Genomic DNA, 17,315 nt, shown 5'->3' with positions numbered 1-17,315 from the left:
GAAGCGGCCGCAAGTGCTTTGCAAAGAAATGCTTGCAAAGAACTCTTTGCAAAGGTATCTTTGCATACATGACCAACGAGACGCAGGTACGGACGCTCGATGCCGGGGCACTGAAGGCGCTGGCGCACCCGCTGCGGGTGAAGATCTTCGACCTGCTCGCCGCACGTGGCCCGCAGACCGCCAGCTCGCTGGCGGCACTGGTGGGGGAGACCTCGGGGTCGACCAGTTACCACCTTCGCGCTCTCGCCGCGCACGACCTCATCCAAGAGGTCGAGGGTCGAGGCACCGCTCGCGAGCGGTGGTGGGAGCGGCCGAAGGGGCGGATCGATGTGCCCGGACCCGATGAGATGACCTCGCCCGCAAACCGCGCCGCCGCCCAGATCGTCAACTCGGAGTTCTTCCGCCTGCGTCACGAGACTCTGATGGCGTACGTCAACCGCTCTCAGGTGGACGTGCCCGAGGAGTGGCGCGACGCCGGCAGCATCATGACCACACACCTCGACCTCACTCCGGAGCAGGCATCAGCGCTGCGCGATGAGCTCGAGGCGATCATCGAGCGCTCGATCGAGCGCTATCGGGGTCAGACCGGCCCGGACGTCCGCCGGGTGTCGCTGCGCACCGAGCTCTTCGACCTGGGGACCCCGTCGATCCCGACATCCGCACCCGCCGCCGACATGGAGGAGGAATCATGACCAGCGCCACGCTTCATCTGATGGCTCCGACCCACACCGAGGTTCGCCTGCTCCGGCTGGCCGACACGCTCACCGCGTGGGTCGAGCGCCGCGTCGCCCGCCGGGCCGAGAGGCGCGCGCAGGTTCTCGACAGGGTGCGGCAGCAGCAGACGCCGACACAGGACCAGCGGTCGTTGGCCCGCGCGCTCGCGCAACTCGACATCCCCCGGTTCTGAAGGGCTCAGGGCCCGACCTCGGTCCGACGCGGAGACCCCCGTGCATCCGCGGAGGCGGAGTCACGGGGGTCTCGTCATCGACCGGAGCAGATGGCCTGCGCGGGCCTACTCAGTCGGCGAAGGGGCGAGCGACGATCTCGCCGGAGGCGGTCTGGAAGACCTCCCAGCCGGCGTCGAGCTCGGCGATGGCGCGGCCCTCGAGCCACGTGAGGGTCCAGTGGCCGGTGAGACCCTTCGCCTCCACTTCGGCGATCGCCGGGCGCAGGGACGCGGGAACCGAGGCGGGTGCCTCGGATCCCGCGGCCCATCGTGTGCCGAGCTGCATCAGGAACCCTCGACCGGCGCGAGCTCGATCGCGGTGACCGCGAACTCCTCGGCCTCGCTGAACTCGAGCTCGGCGATGCGGCCGACGGCGCGGAGGTCGTCGGCGGCGGCGCGGAGCGCCTCGAGCTTCGCAGCCGGAGCAGCGATCGCGGCGCGCGAGACCGGAGTCTTCTGCGACGCCTTCGCCTCGGTCTTCGCACGGCGGATGCCGATCAGCGCCTCACTCGCGGCGGCGAGCACGGCCGGGTCGCCGTCGATGCCGAGCGGCGTAGGCCACTCAGCCGTGTGCACGGACCCTTCCTCGAACCAGGACCAGGACTCCTCGGCCGCGAACGACAGCACGGGGGCGAGCAGGCGGAGGAGCGTCGACAGCGCCAGTCGCAGCGAGAGCGCTGCGGACGCCTGACCCACATCGGCCTGGTTGTAGGCGCGCTCCTTCACGAGCTCGAGGTAGTCGTCGCAGAAGGTCCAGAAGAACGCCTCGGTCAACTCCAGCGCGCGCGCCGCGTCGTACCGGTCGAACGCCTTGGTCGCCTCCGTCACCACACCGTCGAGCGCGGTCAGCATCGATGCATCCAGGGCATGCGTCACCTGCGCGCCCTCGGGCACGGGGAACGACAGCACGAACTTGGCCGCGTTGAGCACCTTGATCGCGAGGCGTCGACCGATCTTCACCTGTGTCGGGTTCTGCGGGTCGAACGCGGCGTCCATGCCAAGGCGGCTCGAGGCGGCCCAGTAGCGCACCGCATCGGAGCCGTGGGCCTCGAGCACATCGGCCGGGGTGACCACGTTGCCCTTGGACTTCGACATCTTCTTGCGGTCGGGGTCGACGATGAAGCCGGAGATCGCGGCGTTGCGCCACGGCGTCCGGTCGTCTTCGAGCGTCGAGCGCAGCATGGTCGAGAACAGCCAGGTGCGGATGATGTCCTGGCCCTGCGGGCGCAGGTCGAACGGCGCGGTGAGGTTCCAGAGCTCCTCGTCGCGCTGCCAGCCGCCGGCCAGCTGCGGGGTGAGCGACGACGTCGCCCAGGTGTCGAGGATGTCGGCCTCGGCGTCGAAGCCGCCGGCCACGCCGCGCTGGTCTTCGGTGTATCCGGCCGGAACATCGGTGGTCGGGTCGATCGGGAGCGCCACCGCGTCGGGGGTGAGCACGCGCTCGTAGTCCCGCTCGCCGTTCTCGTTGAGGGCGTACCAGAGCGGGATCGGCACTCCGAAGAACCGCTGGCGCGACACGAGCCAGTCGCCGGTGAGGCCGCCGACCCAGTTCTCGTAGCGCACGCGCATGAACTCCGGGTGCCAGGCGAGTTCCTGTCCGTGTGCGATGAGGGTGTCGCGCAGCTCGCCGTCGCGGGCGCCGTTGCGGATGTACCACTGGCGAGTCGACACGATCTCGAGCGGGCGGTCGCCCTTCTCGAAGAACTTCACCGCGTGGTTGAACGGTTTGCCGACCGCCGTCATGTCGCCGGTCTCCTGCAGCTTCTCGACGATGGCCTTGCGCGCGCTGAAGACGGTCTTGCCCGCGAGCTCCTCGGTGTACCAGGAGATCGCATCCGGTTTCTCGACGGACGAGGGCGCCTCGGGGAGGAAGCGTCCGTCGAGGCCGATCGTGGTCATGTTCGGCAGCGGCTCGTTCTCAGTGGTGCGCAGCTCGCGCCACCAGACGATGTCGGTCACGTCACCGAAGGTGCAGACCATCGCCGCTCCCGTGCCCTTGTCGGGCTGGGCGAGGTGGTGTCCGTGGATCTCGATCTCGGCGCCGAAGAACGGCGTCTTCACCTTCGTCCCGATGAGGTGCTTATGCGGCCCCTCGGGGTGCGTGACGAGCGCGATGCATGCCGGCAGCAGCTCGGGGCGCGTGGTGTCGATCGCGATCGATCCGGAGCCGTCCGCGAAGGGGAATTCGATGGTGTGGTAAGCGGCCTGCTGGTCGCGATCCTCGAGCTCGGCCTGCGCGATGGCGGAGCGGAAGTCGATGTCCCACAGGGTCGGCGCGAGAGCCTGGTAGGCCTCGCCGCGCTCGATGTTGCGCAGGAATGCGAGCTGGCTCTGGCGGATCGTGTCGTCAGAGATCGTGCGGTAGGTCTGGGTCCAGTCCACGCTCAGCCCGAGCTGACGGAACAGCGCCTCGAACTGCTTCTCGTCCTCGATCGTGAGGCGCTCGCACAGCTCGATGAAGTTGCGGCGGCTGATGGGCTGCTGGTCGGCAGCACGGCTGGACTTGTTGTCGCCGCCCTCGAACGGGGGCGTGAAGTCGGCGTCGTAGGGGAGCGAGGGGTCGCAACGCACGCCGTAGTAGTTCTGCACCCGGCGCTCGGTGGGAAGGCCGTTGTCGTCCCAGCCCATCGGGTAGAACACGGTCTTGCCGCGCATGCGCTCGTACCGCGCCTTGACATCGGTGTGCGTGTACGAGAACACGTGTCCGATGTGCAGGCTGCCGGATGCCGTCGGCGGCGGGGTGTCGATCGAGTACACGCCCTCACGGCCGGCCTGTGCCGCGCGCAGGCGATCGAACAGGTAGGTGCCCTGCTCCGCCCAGGCGGCGTCCCACTTCGCTTCGAGACCTTCGAGTGCGGGCTTGTCGGGAATCCCGGTGGGAGTTGGTTCGGAAGCAGGCATGGAGGTCTCCTCGAGCGATGTATGCGGCACTGTGTGAGCGTGCCTGAGTGTGGGTGTTCCGCCCAGTCTACCGAGCGAGCGGAACGCCGGCTGGACACGGAGGAGTCGTCCGGCGCGGCGCGGATATGTGCTGCTCCGCCCCTGGAAGGATCGGAGCATGACACCGCCGTCGTCCGCCTCCTCCCGTCCGCGCCTCGCCGACCTCGGTGTCCCATCGGGGGCGTTCGCGCGCGGTGCCGAGAACGCGATCACCGATGTCGGCGGTGTCCGGGTCGGGCACGCCACGCTGCACGGCGACGGTCTCCACACCGGGGTCACCGCGATCGTGCCCGATGCCCTGACCGGGGAGCGCCGCAGCCTCCCGGCGAACCTCTCGGTCGGCAACGGCTACGGCAAGCTCGTCGGCGCCACGCAGCTGCGTGAGCTCGCCGCTCTGGAGACCCCGATCCTCCTGACATCGACCCTGTCGGTCTTCCGCGTCGCCGACGCGCTGCTCGAACACCTGCTGGCGACCCCGGCCCACGCGCGGACGACGACGCTGAACCCGGTCGTGGGTGAGACGAACGACGGCTTCCTCTCCGACATCCGGCGCCGGGCCGTCGGCGCGGAGCAGGTGGTCGAGGCGCTGGAGGCTGCGGCCGCCGGTCCGGTCGCGGAGGGGTGTGTCGGTGCCGGCGCGGGAACGGTCGCTCTCGGCTACAAGGGCGGCATCGGCACGTCATCACGGCTCGTCGACGTCGCCGGACAGACGCGCACGGTCGGTGCCCTCGTGCAGACCAACTTCAGCGGGACCCTGCGGATCGCGGGAGTGCCGCTTCCCGCGGAGGAGCTGCTGGCCGGAGCCGCAGCTCAACCCGTCGGCAACTCGTGCATGATCGTCGTCGCGACGGATGCGGCCGTGGATGGTCGCCAGCTCGGGCGCGTGGCCAACCGCGCCGTGTTCGCGATGCGGGGCGTCGGGGCCGACTACGCACAGGGGAGCGGCGACTACGCGATCGCGTTCTCGGTGCACGATCCCGCGCTCGGCGGGCCGGTGGCGGACGACGAGCTGTCCCCGCTGTTCGCCGCGACGATGGATGCCGTGGAGGAGGCGCTGATCAACTCCGTGCTCGCCGCCGAGACGATCGTCGGCCCGGAGAGCCGAATCGCGCATGCGGTTCCCGTCGACCGGGTCCGGGAGCGACTCGCCCGCGCCGGGGCCGTCTGAGCTGTGAACTCACCCGGCGAGCGCGCTGCGGATGCCCTCGCCGATGCTGCGCATCGCGGCCAGCACCGACCCTCGCCCGTCTGCTCCGCGGTCCCAGTTCGCCAGCACCGCATAGGCGATCCGGCGATCCGGCGACATCACGATGCCCGTGTCGGCGCGCACCCGGGAGATCGTTCCGGTCTTGTTGAGCAGCCAGATGCCGCGGTCGAAGCCCCAGTGCGCCAGGGGGTCGAGGTCGAAGGCGGACGCGACCATCGACAGGTCCATCCCCGCGCCGAGCCAGCGTCGGAGGGTGTCGGCCGATGCCGGAGTCAGGTCGGCCCCGTCGGCGAGACGCGACATGAATCGCACCAGTTCGGCGGCGCTCGCATGCGACAGCGTCGTCGGAGCGCCGGGCGGGATCGGCCATCGCACGATGTCGTCCAGCGCGGAGGACGTGTAGCCGAGGGCGCGCGTGTGCTCCTGGACCACGGGGATCCCGATCACTCGACCCAGGGTGTTCGTCGCGGCGTTGTCGCTGACCGCGCCGATGAGTGCGGCCACGTCGTAGAGCGACAGCTCCGCCGCCTGCAGCAGATACCAGAGCCCGGAGTCATCGATGGACTCCACGGGGCGGCGCGTCACGCGCTCCTCCAGGCTCCGTGTGCCTGCATCGACCTCGGTGAGCAGCCGATGCAGGAGGAAGATCTTGCCGACGCTCGCGGTGTCGAGCACCGTCTCGGGCGCATGCTCGAACAGCACCTCGCCGGAGTCGATGTCCTTCACCAGGACGGACCACACCGCTCCGTGGTCGGCAGGCAGCTCCGCGCCGATGACGCTCATGCGAGTCCCGTCTCGTCACGCGCGAGTCCGGTGACATGCAGCCGGATCCGTTCTCCGATGTCTCTCATGCCGTCGATGACGGGTGCTCGCAGATCGGTCGGGCTGTGCTTCCAGTTCGCGGCCACCGCGTAGGCGACGGCGGCGACGGGACCGCGGAGCAGGCCGGTGTCGACGCGGGCGAATCCGACGCTGCCGGTCTTGTGCCGCAGGACCATGCCCTGGTACTCGGCGTCCACATGGGCGAGGGGGTCGAGCAGGAAGGCGTCGGCGGTCATGGACGTGTCGGTGTCGGCGGCCAGCCAGTCGAGCACGCGTGCGCTCACCGCGGGGGAGACGGCCTCGCCGGCACCGAGACGGCGCATCAGGTCGGCCAGCTCCGCCGCGGTGCCGTACGACGGTGTCCAGGGCAGATCGGGAGTGCGCTCGTTGCGGATGTAGTCGTGCAGCGAGGTCTGCGTGTATCCGAGGGCCAGCGCGACGGCGCGCACGGACTCGAGGCCGCACAGATGGATGAGGGCGTTCGTGGCGAGGTTGTCGCTCACCGCGCCGACGAGGAGGGCGGCGTCGTGCACGCCGATTCGCTGCCCCCGCATCCGGTAGAGCAGGCCGGAGTCCTCCACCCGGTGCTCCTCCGGGATGGCGACCGGCTGATCCGGATCGAGCGTGCCCTCTTCGAGTCGGCGCGCGACTTCGAGCAGGAGGAAGACCTTGCCGATGCTGGCGGTCTCGCACTGCACGTGCGGTTCATGCTCGGCGAGGGTGGCGCCGCTGTCGGCGTCGATCACCCGCACCGACCATGTGACGCGGGGATCGAGCGTCGGCACGGCGATCATCCCGGCACTCCCACCGTGAGTCGCGGTTCGTCCGTCGTGGCATCGAGGACGCCGTCGACGCCGAGGGGGATCGTCAGGGCGTGCGGGTCGTGTCCAAAGCCCTGCTCCCACAGCACGGGCACACCGGCATCCTGGAACTCGTCGCGCATGAGGGCGTGTACGAGCTCGAGGTCGCCGCATTCATGCCAGGAGCCCAGCACGATGGCGTTCGCCTGCGCGAGCCGCCCCGCCCGCCGCAGCTGCGTCACGAAGCCGTCCAGCCGGTAGGGCTCCTCGGTGATGTCCTCGAGGAACAGGATGCCGGGAGCGGGCACGGCCGCCTCGGGGGCGCCGAGCCCGGCGGCGAGCAGGCTCAGGTTGCCGCCGGTGAAGCGCCCGACCGCACGCCCCGGCGTCATCACCTCGGTCTTGGGGCCGATCAGCTCGCGTCCGCGCCAGGGCTCGAACAACCACCGCTGCACGTCATCGCGCACCTGTTCGGAGTCGCGGAAGACGTTGTTGCCCGCCATCGGGCAGAACAGCGTCGCCAGGTCCAGGTGCGCGCGCACGGTCTCGTGCAGTGCGGTGATGTCGGAGGAGCCGGTGAGGAGCTTCGGACGACCGTCGCGCCGCAGCGCTCCGCGGCGCATCTCCGACCAGTCGATGCCGTCGAGCAGTCGCAGTGCGCCGTACCCGCCTCGGGCGGCCACGACGGCGTCCACGTCCGGGTCCATCCACGCATCGACGAGGTCCGAACGGCGCACGTCGTCGGGACCGGCGAGGTAGGACGCGCGCGGGTGCGGGGTGAGCACGTGCTCGCCCACCCGTACCCGCAGACCCCACGACTCGTAGTAGTCGACGGCGCGCTGCGTGTTCTCCTCGTTCCCCGGCCCGGCCGGCGAGACGATAGCGACCGTGTCTCCGGGCTGCAGCGGGGCGGAGTCGAGGTAGGGAGAGGTCGTCACGCCGGCTGCTCCTCGATGCGCGGTGCTGCGGAGAGCAGATGCCGCGTGTACTCGTGCTGCGGATTCAACAGGACCTCCTCGGTCGTGCCCCGTTCGACGATCTCGCCGCGGTACATCACGGCGACGCTGTGGGCGATGTTCCAGGCGAGGCCCAGGTCGTGCGTGATGACGAGCGCGGAGAGTCCGAGCCGCCGGCGCAGGTCGAGGAGCAGTCCGAGGATCTCTCCCCGCACCGAGGCGTCGAGTGAAGCGACCGGTTCGTCGGCGATGAGCATCTGCGGCTGCACGGCGAGGGCTCCGGCGATCACCACGCGCTGGCGTTGTCCGCCGCTGAGCTCCTGCGGGATGGCGCTGAAGAACCTCTCCGGCGGCGTCATCTCCGCATCCGTGAGGCTCTGGGCCACGCGCGCGCGTTCGTCGCCCGTGAAGCGCTGCACCCGCAGACCTTCGGCGACCGACTCGTACACGCTGTGTTTCGGGTTGAGCGCGGCCCATGGGTCCTGGAGCACGAGCTGCACCTGGGAGCGGAAGTGCGCGAGGTCGCGGCCTTTCGTCGGCATCTCGGCTCCGTCGAACAGGATCCGGGAGCCGGGGTCGGCGGGCTGCAGACCCATGAGCGCCCGGGCGAGCGTCGACTTGCCCGATCCGGATTGGCCGACCAGGGCGACGATCTCACCTCGACGCACGGTGAGGTCGACGTCGCGCACGGCGTGCACGGGTCGGCTGCCCGAGCGATAGGTGACGTTGACCCCGCGGGCCTCCAGCAGCACCTCGTCGCCATGGGCGATGTCCGGCACCTCTTCGGCGCCCTGCCCGTGTCGGGTGACCGGCGCCAGGCGGGAGGCCGGATCGCCGATGGTGGGGAAGGCATCGGCCAGCTGCCGGGTGTAGTCCTGCGTCGGACGCGTGCAGACGGCGTAGCTCTCACCGACCTCGACGAGTTCGCCGTCGCGCATGATGGCGATGCGCTGGCACGCCGTCGCGAGGACCGACAGGTCGTGGCTGATCATCAGCATGGAGATGCCGCGCTCGGAGACGAGCCGCGAGATCATGTCGAGGATCTGCTTCTGCACGATGACATCGAGAGCGGTCGTCGGCTCGTCGGCGATGATGACCTCGGGGTCGCACGCCAGCGCCATCGCGATCATCACCCGCTGCTTCTGGCCCCCGGAGAGCTCGTGCGGGTACGACTCGGCCTTCTGCTGCGGGAGGTCGACGACCTCCAGCAGCTCCGCCATGCGCTGCTTGCGACCCTTCTCGCTCTTCCAGCGATCCGACGCGTGCAGCTCCAGGGCCTCGAGCAGCTGCCAGCCCACGGTCCGCACCGGGTTGAGCGAGTGCATCGCCCCCTGGAACACGATGGAGGTCTGCGCCCAGCGCACCGCGCGGAGCTGGCCGAAGGAGAGCTCGGCGACGTCCTGGTCGCCCAGGAGCACGCGGCCGCTCAGGCGTGCGTTGTGGGGGAGCAGGCGCAGCACGCTCATCGCCAGAGTCGATTTGCCGGACCCGGACTCGCCGGCGATGCCGAGAGTCTGGCCCGCCGGCAGCGTCAGCGAGACGTTGCGGACGGCGGCGACCTCGTCCCGTCCGGCGCGCCCGGCGGTGCGGTAGGTGATCGAGACGTCGTCGAAGATCAGATCGGGCATGTCATCGGCTCCTCAGCGTCGGGTTCGTGATGTTCTCGACGGCGCGGCCCATCAGGGTGAACGACAGCACCACCAGGACGATCGCGATACCGGGTACGAGCACGTACCACCAGTAGCCGCTGGTCGCCGCGGACACGTCCATCGCGTTCTTCAGGATCGAGCCCCAGGACTGCAGCGTGGTGTCGCCCAGCCCGAGGAACGCCAGCGTGGACTCGGAGATGATGGCCGAGCCCACCGTGAGTGTGGTGTTGGCGAGCACAAGAGGCAGCACGCCGGGGAGGAGGTGCTTGATGATGATGTGCCAGTGACCGGCGCCGAGGGCACGGGAGCGCTCGATGTAGTCGCGCGATTCGATCGACAGGGTCTGCGCCCGGACCACGCGCGCCGTGCCCGCCCACGACGTGAGCCCGATCGCGATGATGATCGTCCAGACACCGCGGCTGAGCACCGAGGAGAGCACGATCGCGAGGATGAGCGAGGGGAGCACGAGGAAGAAGTCGATGATGCGCATCATCAGTCCGCCGAAGAAGCCGGTGAAGTGACCGGCGGAGAGCCCGACCAGTGTGCCGATGACCATCGACATGGCGGTGGCCGCGAGTCCGACCAGAAGGGAGACGCGCGCTCCCCACACCATGCGGACCCAGATCTCGCGGCCCTGCTGGTCGGTGCCGAGCGGATGCTGCCACGAGGGCGGCGCGAACCGCTCCGGGTCGACGAGCTTGGTGACATCGAGCATGCTCGACGGCGCGATCACCGGGGCCAGGATGGCCACCGCCGCGACGATGATCAGGAAGATCAGACCGACCATGCCCGCGCGGTGGTGCGCGAACTGGCGGCAGAAGTCGGCGAACGCCGCACCACGACGGTGCCAGGCGAGCGCGCGGGGCGAGCGGATGGAAGTGGATGCCGTGCTCATGCGCGCCTCACCCTCGGGTCGAGCTGACGGTAGATGAGGTCCGCGACGAGGTTCATCACGATGATGATCGTGGAGAACACCACGAAGGTGCCCTGCAGGAGCGGGAGGTCGGGACCGGAGATGGCCTCGAAGGTGAGCTTGCCCAGACCGGGCCACGAGAACACGGTCTCCACCGTCACCGCCCCGGCGATCAGCCCGCCGATATGCATGAAGACGAGCGTGACGGTCGGGAGCAGGGCGTTGGGGACGGCATGGCGGCGACGCACGAGGTCTTCCCGCAGCCCCTTCGCGCGCGCAGTCGTGAGGTAGTCGGCGCCCATCTCCTCCAGGAGCGAGCTGCGCATCACCATCAGGTACTGCGCATAGACGACGGCGACCATCGTGATCACCGGCAGGACCATGTGCGAGATCACGTCGAGGACGGCGCCGACGGGATCGGTGGGCGGGTTGGGGGAGACCATCCCGCCGGTGGGGAACCAGTGCAGTGTGCCGCCGAAGATCATCAGCAGCAGCAGGGCGAGCCAGAACGTCGGGACCGACCAGAACACCAGCGAGGTGCCGGAGACGATGCGGTCGAAGGTGGAGCCGTGCTTCCACGCGGCCTTCTGCCCGAGCCACAGGCCGAGGGCGATGGCGATGATCGCCGCGGTACCGGTGAGGAGGATCGTGTTCCAGAAGTACATGCCGATGAGTTCGGAGACCGAGGTGCGGTACACGTAGCTCGTCCCGAAGTTTAGGGTGAAGACGTTGCCGAGGTAGTCGAAGAACTGCTGCCACAGGGGCTTGTTCAGGCCGAGCTGCTCCCGCAACTGCGCCACCTGGTCGGCGCTCATGCCGCGCTCGCGCGCGATCGATGCGACCGGGTCTCCCGGCAGGATCTTGAAGGCGAAGAATCCGAGGAGGATGACCATCGCCATGCTGATGGCCGCGCCGCCGAGCTTGACCAGGAAATAGCGGAGGCCGCCGAGGCCTCTCGGCTGCTCCTCGGCTGCGGCGCTGGTGGCGATGGCGGATGTGGATGGGGGAACCGCGTTCGACATGAAGTCTCCTTACAGCGGACCGGGAGACGCCGCGGGGACGGATGTCCGCCGCCCGCAGCGTCTCGCTGGACTCATTCGACGTCGGCGATGTTGCGACGACGGATCAGGAAGAAGACGAGTCCTCCGATGAGGACCACTCCCACCACGATGCCTCCGATGATGAGTCCGGTGTTCGTGCCGGTGCCGCTGGCGGTCGCGCCCTCGACGGGCTCCACCGTGAGGTAGCCCCAGTAGCCGGCCTGGTTCGCGATGATTCCACCGTCCTTGGGCTGCAGGGTGAAACCGGTGAAGCGGTCGGAGCGATACGCCTCGAGCGAGTTGGCGTACCAGGTGGCGACCTGCGCCGTGTCGGTGTAGTTCAGCGCCAGCATGTCGTGCACGATCTCCTGGCGCTTCTCCTCGTCGGTCTCCGAGCGCTGCTGGGCGTACAGCTCGTCGAACTCGGGATTGCAGTAGCCGTCCTGCGTGGTGCCGCCGGTACCGTCGGTCGCCGTGGGCAGGTTCATGCAGGTGTTGATGCCGAGCTGGTAGTCGGGGTCGGGGTTGACGGACCATCCGCTGAAGTACAGGTCGTAGTCGCCGGACGTGGCCTTCGCGCTGATGGTGTCCGAGTCGGTCGACTCGACGGCGATCTCGATCCCGATGTCCTTCATCCACGGGACGAAGAACTCGGCGATGGACTGCTCGTTCGAGTCGTCGGCGTCCGTCAGCAGGCGCAGGCTCAGACGCTGTCCGTCCTTCTCCCTGATGCCGTCGGCAGCAGGCACCCAGCCTGCGTCGTCGAGCTTCGCCTTTGCCGCCTCCGGGTCGAACCCGACGATCACCTCGTCGTCGTCTGCGAGGTGCCACTTCGGGAAGGATGCGGGGATGAAGCTGGTGGCCTGCACGCCCTCGCCGGAGAGCACCTTGTCGAGCAGCGTCTCCGTGTCGGTGCCGAGGCGGATCGCCTGGCGGACCTCGAGGTCCTTCAGCGCCGCGTTACCGGTGCCGTAGGGCACGTTCTCGCGGGTCTGCTGGCCCAGGTTGATGCTGATCGAGTGATAGCGGCGGCCGATCCCGGAATGGGTGGTGACGCCCTCGACGCCGTCGAGCGCCTCGAACTGCGTCGGGGTGAGACCGGAGACGAGGTCGACGTCGCCGGCCTTCAGCGCCTGCACCTGGGCGTCCGAGTTCGTGTAGTACACGTACTGGATCGCATCGATCTTGGGGGCGCCGCGCCAGAAGTTCTTGTTCGCCTTGAGCACGATCGACTGGTTGGCCGAGTAGCTGTCCAGGACGAAGGGGCCGGAGCCGACCACCTCGGAGTCGTTCGCGAACGTGGTGGGGTCGTCGACCGCCTCCCAGATGTGCTGCGGGACGATCGGGATCTCGGAGCCGGGGTTGGGCGCCTGCGGCGTCTTGAGCGAGATCACCACGGTCTTGTCGTCGGGGGTCTCGACCGAGTCGAAGTTGGAGACGAGGTTGCCGTTCGCGGTCGCCAGCGCCGGTACGGTCATCATCTGGTCGTAGGTGTACTTCACGTCGGCCGAGGTGATGGGCTCGCCGTCCGACCACTTCAGGTCATCCTGCAGGGTGAAGGTCCACGTTTGACCGCCGTCGGTGGCGTCCCAGGAATCGGCGAGGCCCTTGGTGGGGGAGCCGTCCTCGGCGTCGTTCTGCACGAGGGACTCGTACACGTAGCGGATGATGTTCGTCGGCGTCAGGTAGATCGAGATGAACGGGTTGAACGTGTCGACGAAGCCGGACGTCGCGATGCGCAACGTGGTGTCGGAGGCGGGGGATTCGGTCGCGGCACTCACCGACTGCGCCTGAGCGGCACCGGCGGGAGCAGCGATGAGGAGCGCGGAGGCGATCGCAGCGGCGGTCAGACTTCGTGCTGTTCTGGAGCGGGGGGCAAGACGCATAGAAGAAGTCCCTTCGGGCGCCGCCCGGATCCACGATGAAGCCGGGTCGGTGGAGACCATGCAAGCGGAAGTCTGCCCCGGGGTCAAGGGATTCGTTGCGTATCGTCGAAGATTTTTCGCAAGTCGGCATCTGGGCGCAGGTTGCTTTACGGGTGTAACAGCGCGGAAACATGCGGATGCAAGGATGCGCCCCACGCGAAGGGGGTTCAGCTATGCAGTATTTCCGTCCCGAGATCCGGAACGTATCCCTGGGATCAGCGTGATCAGGGCGCAAACGGGAATCGTATCCTCACTCCGCGGGCAGGGTGAGCACGGCACGCAGGAGTTCGACGCGCTCGCCGAGGGAGGAGCGCAGGAAGTGCTCGTCCTCCGCATGCGCGCCGCCCCCGCGGGGTCCGAATCCGTCGACCGTGGGCAGCCCGAGGGCGCCGAGCAGATTGGTGTCGCCCGCGCCGGCAGCCGGACGTGCCTCGACGTGCTGTCCGATGCCGGCGGCGGACCGTTCGATGGTCGCCACCAGCGCGGCGTCCTGCGCGGAGGCGGCCCAGGCAGGGCGGGCGCTCAGGGTCTCGACGACGATCTCCGCGCCGGCGCGGAGGGGCGCAAGCGACGTGAGTGCCCTCATCACCCGCTCCTCGGTGATCGGATCGGTGAAGCGGAGACCGACCTCCGCCTGCGCCTGCGCGGGGATCACGTTGGCGCGGGCCCCACCGGAGATCGTCCCGACATTGCAGAGCACGGGCCCCGGCAAGGCGGGATCCGCGACGATCTCCCGCACGCGCAGCAGCTGATCGACGAGCTCGTCCACGGCGGACACTCCGTGCTCGGGGTCGAGGGCGGCGTGTGCGGCGCGCCCGGTGACCGCGATCCGGACCCGTGCGCTCCCGCGCCTGCCGACCTTGAGGGCGCCGTCCGGATGCGGCGACTCGAATCCGATGGCGGCGACGGCTCCGCGTGCGCGTTCGGCGAGCAGGGGGCCGGACTCGGGCGAGCCGACCTCCTCGTCGGCGACCAGGACGATGCGCACGGCCCGGCGGCGTTCGCGCGGGAGTGGCTGGAGTCGTCGCAAGGCCTCGAGCATGACCACGATCCCGGCCTTCATGTCGTAGGCGCCGGGCCCGCGCACGACGTCGCCCTGCTGAGACCAGGGCAGCGCGCCGCGGAGGGTGCCCTCCGGCCACACGGTGTCGGTGTGACCGATCAGGAGGTACGGATCGCCGGCTCCGGCGACGTCGATGACGAGATCCGTTCCCGCGGCGGTGGGCTCCTGACGGACCTCCCCGCCGACGCCCTCGAACCATCCGGTCAGGAGATCGGCGATGGTGCGGCTCGCCTCGATATCTCGGGTGGGCGACTCACAGGTCACAAGTTCACGCACGAGTGCGATGATGTCGTCTGAAGGGTGGTCCGCTCCGGGAGCTGCCGGGAAAGTGGTCACAGTTACGAACCGTATCTGCCTCTTGATTGACGTGCAACCCGCCGATAACATCGCTCCCAGCTGCATCACTCGTTCGATCTTAGGAAACGTATCGTGCCTCACTCTTCGGTGGCCGCCGACGCGGGCGTCGGTTACGACTGCCGCGAACTGACCCAGTACTCCGAGTTCCGTGAGGCGGCGGCGCTCTACGCGCGCGTCTTCGCATACACCGAGCAGGAGTACGCACTCAACGCCAATCTGCTCACCGCGCTCGCCCGGAACGGCGGGTCGGCGGTCGGGGCGTTCGCTGACGACGGTGGGCTCATCGGGTTCGCGTACGGATTCGCAGGCTGCGATGCGAGCGGGACTCACTTCCACTACTCGCAGGCGGCCGCGGTCGACGCCTCGCAGCAGGGCCGCGGGGTCGGTCAGGCGCTCAAGCTCGCCCAGCGCGACGTCGCGCTCCGGTGGGGACAGCAGTCCATGCGCTGGACCTTCGATCCGCTGCTGGCGCGGAACGCGCACTTCAACCTCAGCTCCCTCGGTGCGGTCGGCATCGCGTTCGAACGCGACTACTACGCCCGGCCCGATACCGACCGGCTCGTGGTCTCCTGGGACCTGACCCGGGATGCGCCCCGGGCACCGCGATCGGGTGCGCCTGTGACACTGACCAGGGAGGACTGGGGACGCGTGGTGCACGCTGACGACGCCGATTGGATAGCCATCCCCGCTCGTGCGGACGAGCTCGCTCCCGGCGAGCGCTCGGTGCTGCGACGGCAGCTGGAGAGTGCGATGACGGAGGTGTTCCGACGCGGCGATGTCCTCGTCTCGGCCTCCCGCGTCGACGAGAACACCGCGGTCTACCGCGCCACATCAGGGAAGGGCACGGCATGAGCGACCAGCAGCACGAGGATCGCGAGCTCGTCTCGCCGCGGGACCGCTTCGGCGAGCGCATCCGGACCAATCTCTCGGCGGAGAGCATCCAGGCGCGCATCATCGAGACCGAGCTGCGCACGCTCGCGCTCACGTTCGAGGAGCTGAGCACCTCGGCACAGGTCCCGCAGGCCGCGGCGCTGCTGCTGGGCGCACGACGACGCTACGTCGCGGGTGAGGGAAAGGCTGCCGCCTACGCGCAGCTGCTCAACGCCGACCTGTCCGCGACGCTGTCCAACGTCTTCCTCGTCGACGGGCATGCGCTGCAGCCGCTGACCGTCCTGACGGATGTGCGGGCCTCGGACGTGCTCATCGCCTTCTCCCTCCGGCGCTACCGGGAGGAGACCGTGCGGCTCGGGCAGCTGTTCCGGGAGGCGGGCGGGCAGCTCGTGGTGATCACCGACAGCGAGGACGCCCCGCTGGCACCGCTCGCGACCTCCCTCATCCGTGTGCGCACCGGGTCGGCGTCCTACGCGGACTCGCCCACCCCGGTCGCGGCCGTCTGCCACCTGCTGAGTGCGCTGACGACGGCGAGCGCGAAGGGAGCCCGCCGCCGCCTGGCCGAGCGCGATCGGCTCGTCGCGCGACTGGGGCTCTACAGCTCGGATCCCTCGCGGGCCGAGGTCGACGGGGAGGCGGCGACGTGAGGATCACCCGCATCCGGCTGTTCGCGCTTCGTCAGGAACTGCGGCACAGCTTCGAGACCAGCTCGCATCGCAAGTCGGGTATCGAGCACATCCTGGTCGAGGCCACCGACGAGGAAGGCCGCCGCGGCTGGGGAGAGATCGCCGCGCCCAGCGACCCGTACTTCGGCGCGGAGACGACCACGACGGCATGGGAGATCGCCACCCGCTACCTCGTACCCGCCCTGGTCGGCGCAGAGGGCGAAGAGCCTGCCGACCTGGAGATGACGTGGGCGCGGGTGCGCGGCAACGAGTTCGCCAGGGCCGGCTTCTCCGGCGCGGTGTGGGACCTCTTCGCCCGCCGCCGGGGGATCGCCCTCGCGGCGGCGCTCGGCGGCACCCGCGACGAGGTCGTGGCGGGAGTCTCTCTCGGCATCGAGCCGTCGATCGACGAGCTCCTGGGCCAGGTGGAGCTGCAGCGTGCCGCGGGATATCCGCGCGTGAAGCTCAAGATCGCCCCCGGGTGGGACGTGGAGCCGGTGCGGGCGGTGCGCGACGCGCACCCCGACCTCGATCTCCACGTCGACGCGAACGGCGCGTATCCCGACGACGACGACTCCGCCGCCGTGTTCACACAGCTCGACGCACTGGATCTGACGATGATCGAGCAGCCGTTCGCGCCGCGGGAGCTGGTGGCGCACGCGACGCTCCAGGCCCGCATCGGAACGGCGGTGTGTCTGGACGAGTCCGTCGTCGGACTCGGCGATCTGCGCACGATGATCAGGCTCTCCGCCGCGCGCATCCTGAACATCAAGGTGTCGCGGATGGGGGGACTCACCGTCGCGAAGGCGGCGCACGACCTCGCCGTCGACGCCGGCATCCCCGTCTGGTGCGGGGGCATGCACGAGTTCGGGATCGGCCGGGCGGCGAATGTCGCGATCTCAGCGCTGCCCGGGTTCCTGCTCCCCTCGGATGTCTCCGGCTCCGACAAGTACTACGTCGACGACATCATCGCCCCACCCGTCACCGCGGTGGAGGGCAGGGTGCAGGTTCCCCGCGGTGCGGGCATCGGCCACGACGTCCTCGTGGAGCGGATCGAGCGGGATGCTTTGCGCACCTGGGATTCCGCCGACCACGCCGTCCGTGACCCCGCGCTCACGCACGGGTGAGACGCCCGTTCCGG

The 17,315-nt window shown here is 69.2% G+C and carries 16 protein-coding genes; 6 read left to right on the top strand and 10 right to left on the bottom strand.

Features of this window, described 5'->3' with window-relative positions:
* Positions 1-68: 68 nt before the first annotated feature.
* The gene (locus ACFC14_RS16285) at positions 69-692 is read left to right on the top strand and encodes an ArsR/SmtB family transcription factor (RefSeq protein WP_376106663.1); all 624 of its coding nucleotides are present in this window, start codon (positions 69-71) and stop codon (positions 690-692) included.
* Positions 689-907, top strand: coding sequence for a hypothetical protein (locus ACFC14_RS16280; RefSeq protein ID WP_376106660.1), 219 nt, complete (start codon positions 689-691; stop codon positions 905-907). The genes ACFC14_RS16285 and ACFC14_RS16280 overlap by 4 nt, the downstream gene beginning before the upstream one ends.
* A 109-nt stretch (positions 908-1,016) precedes the next feature.
* Here the strand turns inward: ACFC14_RS16280 and ACFC14_RS16275 are convergent, their stop codons facing one another.
* Together ACFC14_RS16275 and valS are read right to left on the bottom strand one after the other, a co-directional pair.
* Positions 1,017-1,232, bottom strand: coding sequence for a hypothetical protein (locus tag ACFC14_RS16275; protein WP_376106657.1), 216 nt, complete (start codon positions 1,230-1,232; stop codon positions 1,017-1,019).
* Positions 1,232-3,847 carry a valine--tRNA ligase gene (valS, locus tag ACFC14_RS16270; protein ID WP_376106654.1) on the bottom strand — a complete coding sequence of 872 codons (2,616 nt, stop codon included), beginning with the start codon at positions 3,845-3,847 and terminating at the stop codon, positions 1,232-1,234. Before valS ends, ACFC14_RS16275 begins: the two co-directional genes overlap by 1 nt.
* 157 nt (positions 3,848-4,004) lie before the next feature.
* Between valS and ACFC14_RS16265 the strand changes: the two genes are divergently transcribed.
* On the top strand, positions 4,005-5,054 hold the full coding sequence (locus ACFC14_RS16265) for a P1 family peptidase (RefSeq protein ID WP_376106651.1): 1,050 nt from the start codon (positions 4,005-4,007) through the stop codon (positions 5,052-5,054).
* 9 nt (positions 5,055-5,063) lie between these two features.
* Here ACFC14_RS16265 and ACFC14_RS16260 read toward each other — a convergent pair whose 3' ends face one another.
* The 8 genes from ACFC14_RS16260 to ACFC14_RS16225 all read right to left on the bottom strand — a co-directional run bounded on the left by ACFC14_RS16260 (position 5,064) and on the right by ACFC14_RS16225 (position 14,537).
* Positions 5,064-5,876: a serine hydrolase gene (locus ACFC14_RS16260; RefSeq protein WP_376106648.1), complete on the bottom strand. Its 813-nt coding sequence runs from the start codon at positions 5,874-5,876 to the stop codon at positions 5,064-5,066.
* Positions 5,873-6,709, bottom strand: coding sequence for a serine hydrolase (locus ACFC14_RS16255; protein WP_376106645.1), 837 nt, complete (start codon positions 6,707-6,709; stop codon positions 5,873-5,875). Before ACFC14_RS16255 ends, ACFC14_RS16260 begins: the two co-directional genes overlap by 4 nt.
* Positions 6,706-7,653, bottom strand: a complete 948-nt coding sequence (locus tag ACFC14_RS16250) for an LD-carboxypeptidase (RefSeq protein WP_376106642.1) — start codon at positions 7,651-7,653, stop codon at positions 6,706-6,708. The genes ACFC14_RS16255 and ACFC14_RS16250 overlap by 4 nt, the downstream gene beginning before the upstream one ends.
* Positions 7,650-9,299: an ATP-binding cassette domain-containing protein gene (locus ACFC14_RS16245; RefSeq protein ID WP_376106639.1), complete on the bottom strand. Its 1,650-nt coding sequence runs from the start codon at positions 9,297-9,299 to the stop codon at positions 7,650-7,652. The genes ACFC14_RS16250 and ACFC14_RS16245 overlap by 4 nt, the downstream gene beginning before the upstream one ends.
* Before the next feature lies 1 nt (position 9,300).
* Complete coding sequence (locus ACFC14_RS16240; RefSeq protein WP_376106636.1) at positions 9,301-10,215, bottom strand: ABC transporter permease; 915 nt, start codon at positions 10,213-10,215, stop codon at positions 9,301-9,303.
* A complete protein-coding gene (locus ACFC14_RS16235; protein WP_376106633.1) occupies positions 10,212-11,255 on the bottom strand; it encodes an ABC transporter permease in 1,044 nt (347 codons plus the stop codon). The genes ACFC14_RS16240 and ACFC14_RS16235 overlap by 4 nt, the downstream gene beginning before the upstream one ends.
* 71 nt (positions 11,256-11,326) lie before the next feature.
* Positions 11,327-13,159, bottom strand: a complete 1,833-nt coding sequence (locus ACFC14_RS16230) for an ABC transporter substrate-binding protein (protein WP_376106630.1) — start codon at positions 13,157-13,159, stop codon at positions 11,327-11,329.
* A 289-nt stretch (positions 13,160-13,448) separates the two neighbouring features.
* Entirely contained in the window at positions 13,449-14,537 is a 1,089-nt protein-coding gene (locus ACFC14_RS16225; protein WP_376106627.1) for a M20/M25/M40 family metallo-hydrolase, read from the bottom strand.
* Positions 14,538-14,690: 153 nt separating this feature from the next.
* On the opposite strand from ACFC14_RS16225, the gene ACFC14_RS16220 reads away from it, so the two are divergent.
* The 3 genes from ACFC14_RS16220 to menC are packed head-to-tail and all read left to right on the top strand — an operon-like array spanning position 14,691 to position 17,301.
* Positions 14,691-15,470, top strand: coding sequence for a hypothetical protein (locus ACFC14_RS16220; protein ID WP_376106624.1), 780 nt, complete (start codon positions 14,691-14,693; stop codon positions 15,468-15,470).
* Positions 15,467-16,156, top strand: a complete 690-nt coding sequence (locus tag ACFC14_RS16215; RefSeq protein WP_376106621.1) for a MurR/RpiR family transcriptional regulator — start codon at positions 15,467-15,469, stop codon at positions 16,154-16,156. The genes ACFC14_RS16220 and ACFC14_RS16215 overlap by 4 nt, the downstream gene beginning before the upstream one ends.
* Positions 16,153-17,301, top strand: coding sequence for an o-succinylbenzoate synthase (gene menC, locus ACFC14_RS16210; RefSeq protein WP_376106618.1), 1,149 nt, complete (start codon positions 16,153-16,155; stop codon positions 17,299-17,301). The genes ACFC14_RS16215 and menC overlap by 4 nt, the downstream gene beginning before the upstream one ends.
* Positions 17,302-17,315: the final 14 nt, after the last annotated feature.

The sequence above is a fragment of the Microbacterium sp. NPDC055988 genome (assembly GCF_042269505.1).
GTDB lineage: Bacteria > Actinomycetota > Actinomycetes > Actinomycetales > Microbacteriaceae > Microbacterium.
Note: the sequence above shows the minus strand (reverse complement) of the source record. Positions and strands in the feature narration are given on the sequence as shown.

Coding starts and splice junctions, on each gene's coding strand:
- ACFC14_RS16265 (WP_376106651.1), top strand. CDS start 4,005: ATGACACCGCCGTCGTCCGCCTCCTCCCGTCCGCGCCTCGCCGACCTC.
- ACFC14_RS16285 (WP_376106663.1), top strand. CDS start 69: ATGACCAACGAGACGCAGGTACGGACGCTCGATGCCGGGGCACTGAAG.
- ACFC14_RS16230 (WP_376106630.1), bottom strand. CDS start 13,159: ATGCGTCTTGCCCCCCGCTCCAGAACAGCACGAAGTCTGACCGCCGCT.
- ACFC14_RS16245 (WP_376106639.1), bottom strand. CDS start 9,299: ATGCCCGATCTGATCTTCGACGACGTCTCGATCACCTACCGCACCGCC.
- ACFC14_RS16215 (WP_376106621.1), top strand. CDS start 15,467: ATGAGCGACCAGCAGCACGAGGATCGCGAGCTCGTCTCGCCGCGGGAC.
- ACFC14_RS16260 (WP_376106648.1), bottom strand. CDS start 5,876: ATGAGCGTCATCGGCGCGGAGCTGCCTGCCGACCACGGAGCGGTGTGG.
- ACFC14_RS16280 (WP_376106660.1), top strand. CDS start 689: ATGACCAGCGCCACGCTTCATCTGATGGCTCCGACCCACACCGAGGTT.
- ACFC14_RS16255 (WP_376106645.1), bottom strand. CDS start 6,709: ATGATCGCCGTGCCGACGCTCGATCCCCGCGTCACATGGTCGGTGCGG.
- ACFC14_RS16275 (WP_376106657.1), bottom strand. CDS start 1,232: ATGCAGCTCGGCACACGATGGGCCGCGGGATCCGAGGCACCCGCCTCG.
- ACFC14_RS16235 (WP_376106633.1), bottom strand. CDS start 11,255: ATGTCGAACGCGGTTCCCCCATCCACATCCGCCATCGCCACCAGCGCC.
- ACFC14_RS16240 (WP_376106636.1), bottom strand. CDS start 10,215: ATGAGCACGGCATCCACTTCCATCCGCTCGCCCCGCGCGCTCGCCTGG.
- valS (WP_376106654.1), bottom strand. CDS start 3,847: ATGCCTGCTTCCGAACCAACTCCCACCGGGATTCCCGACAAGCCCGCA.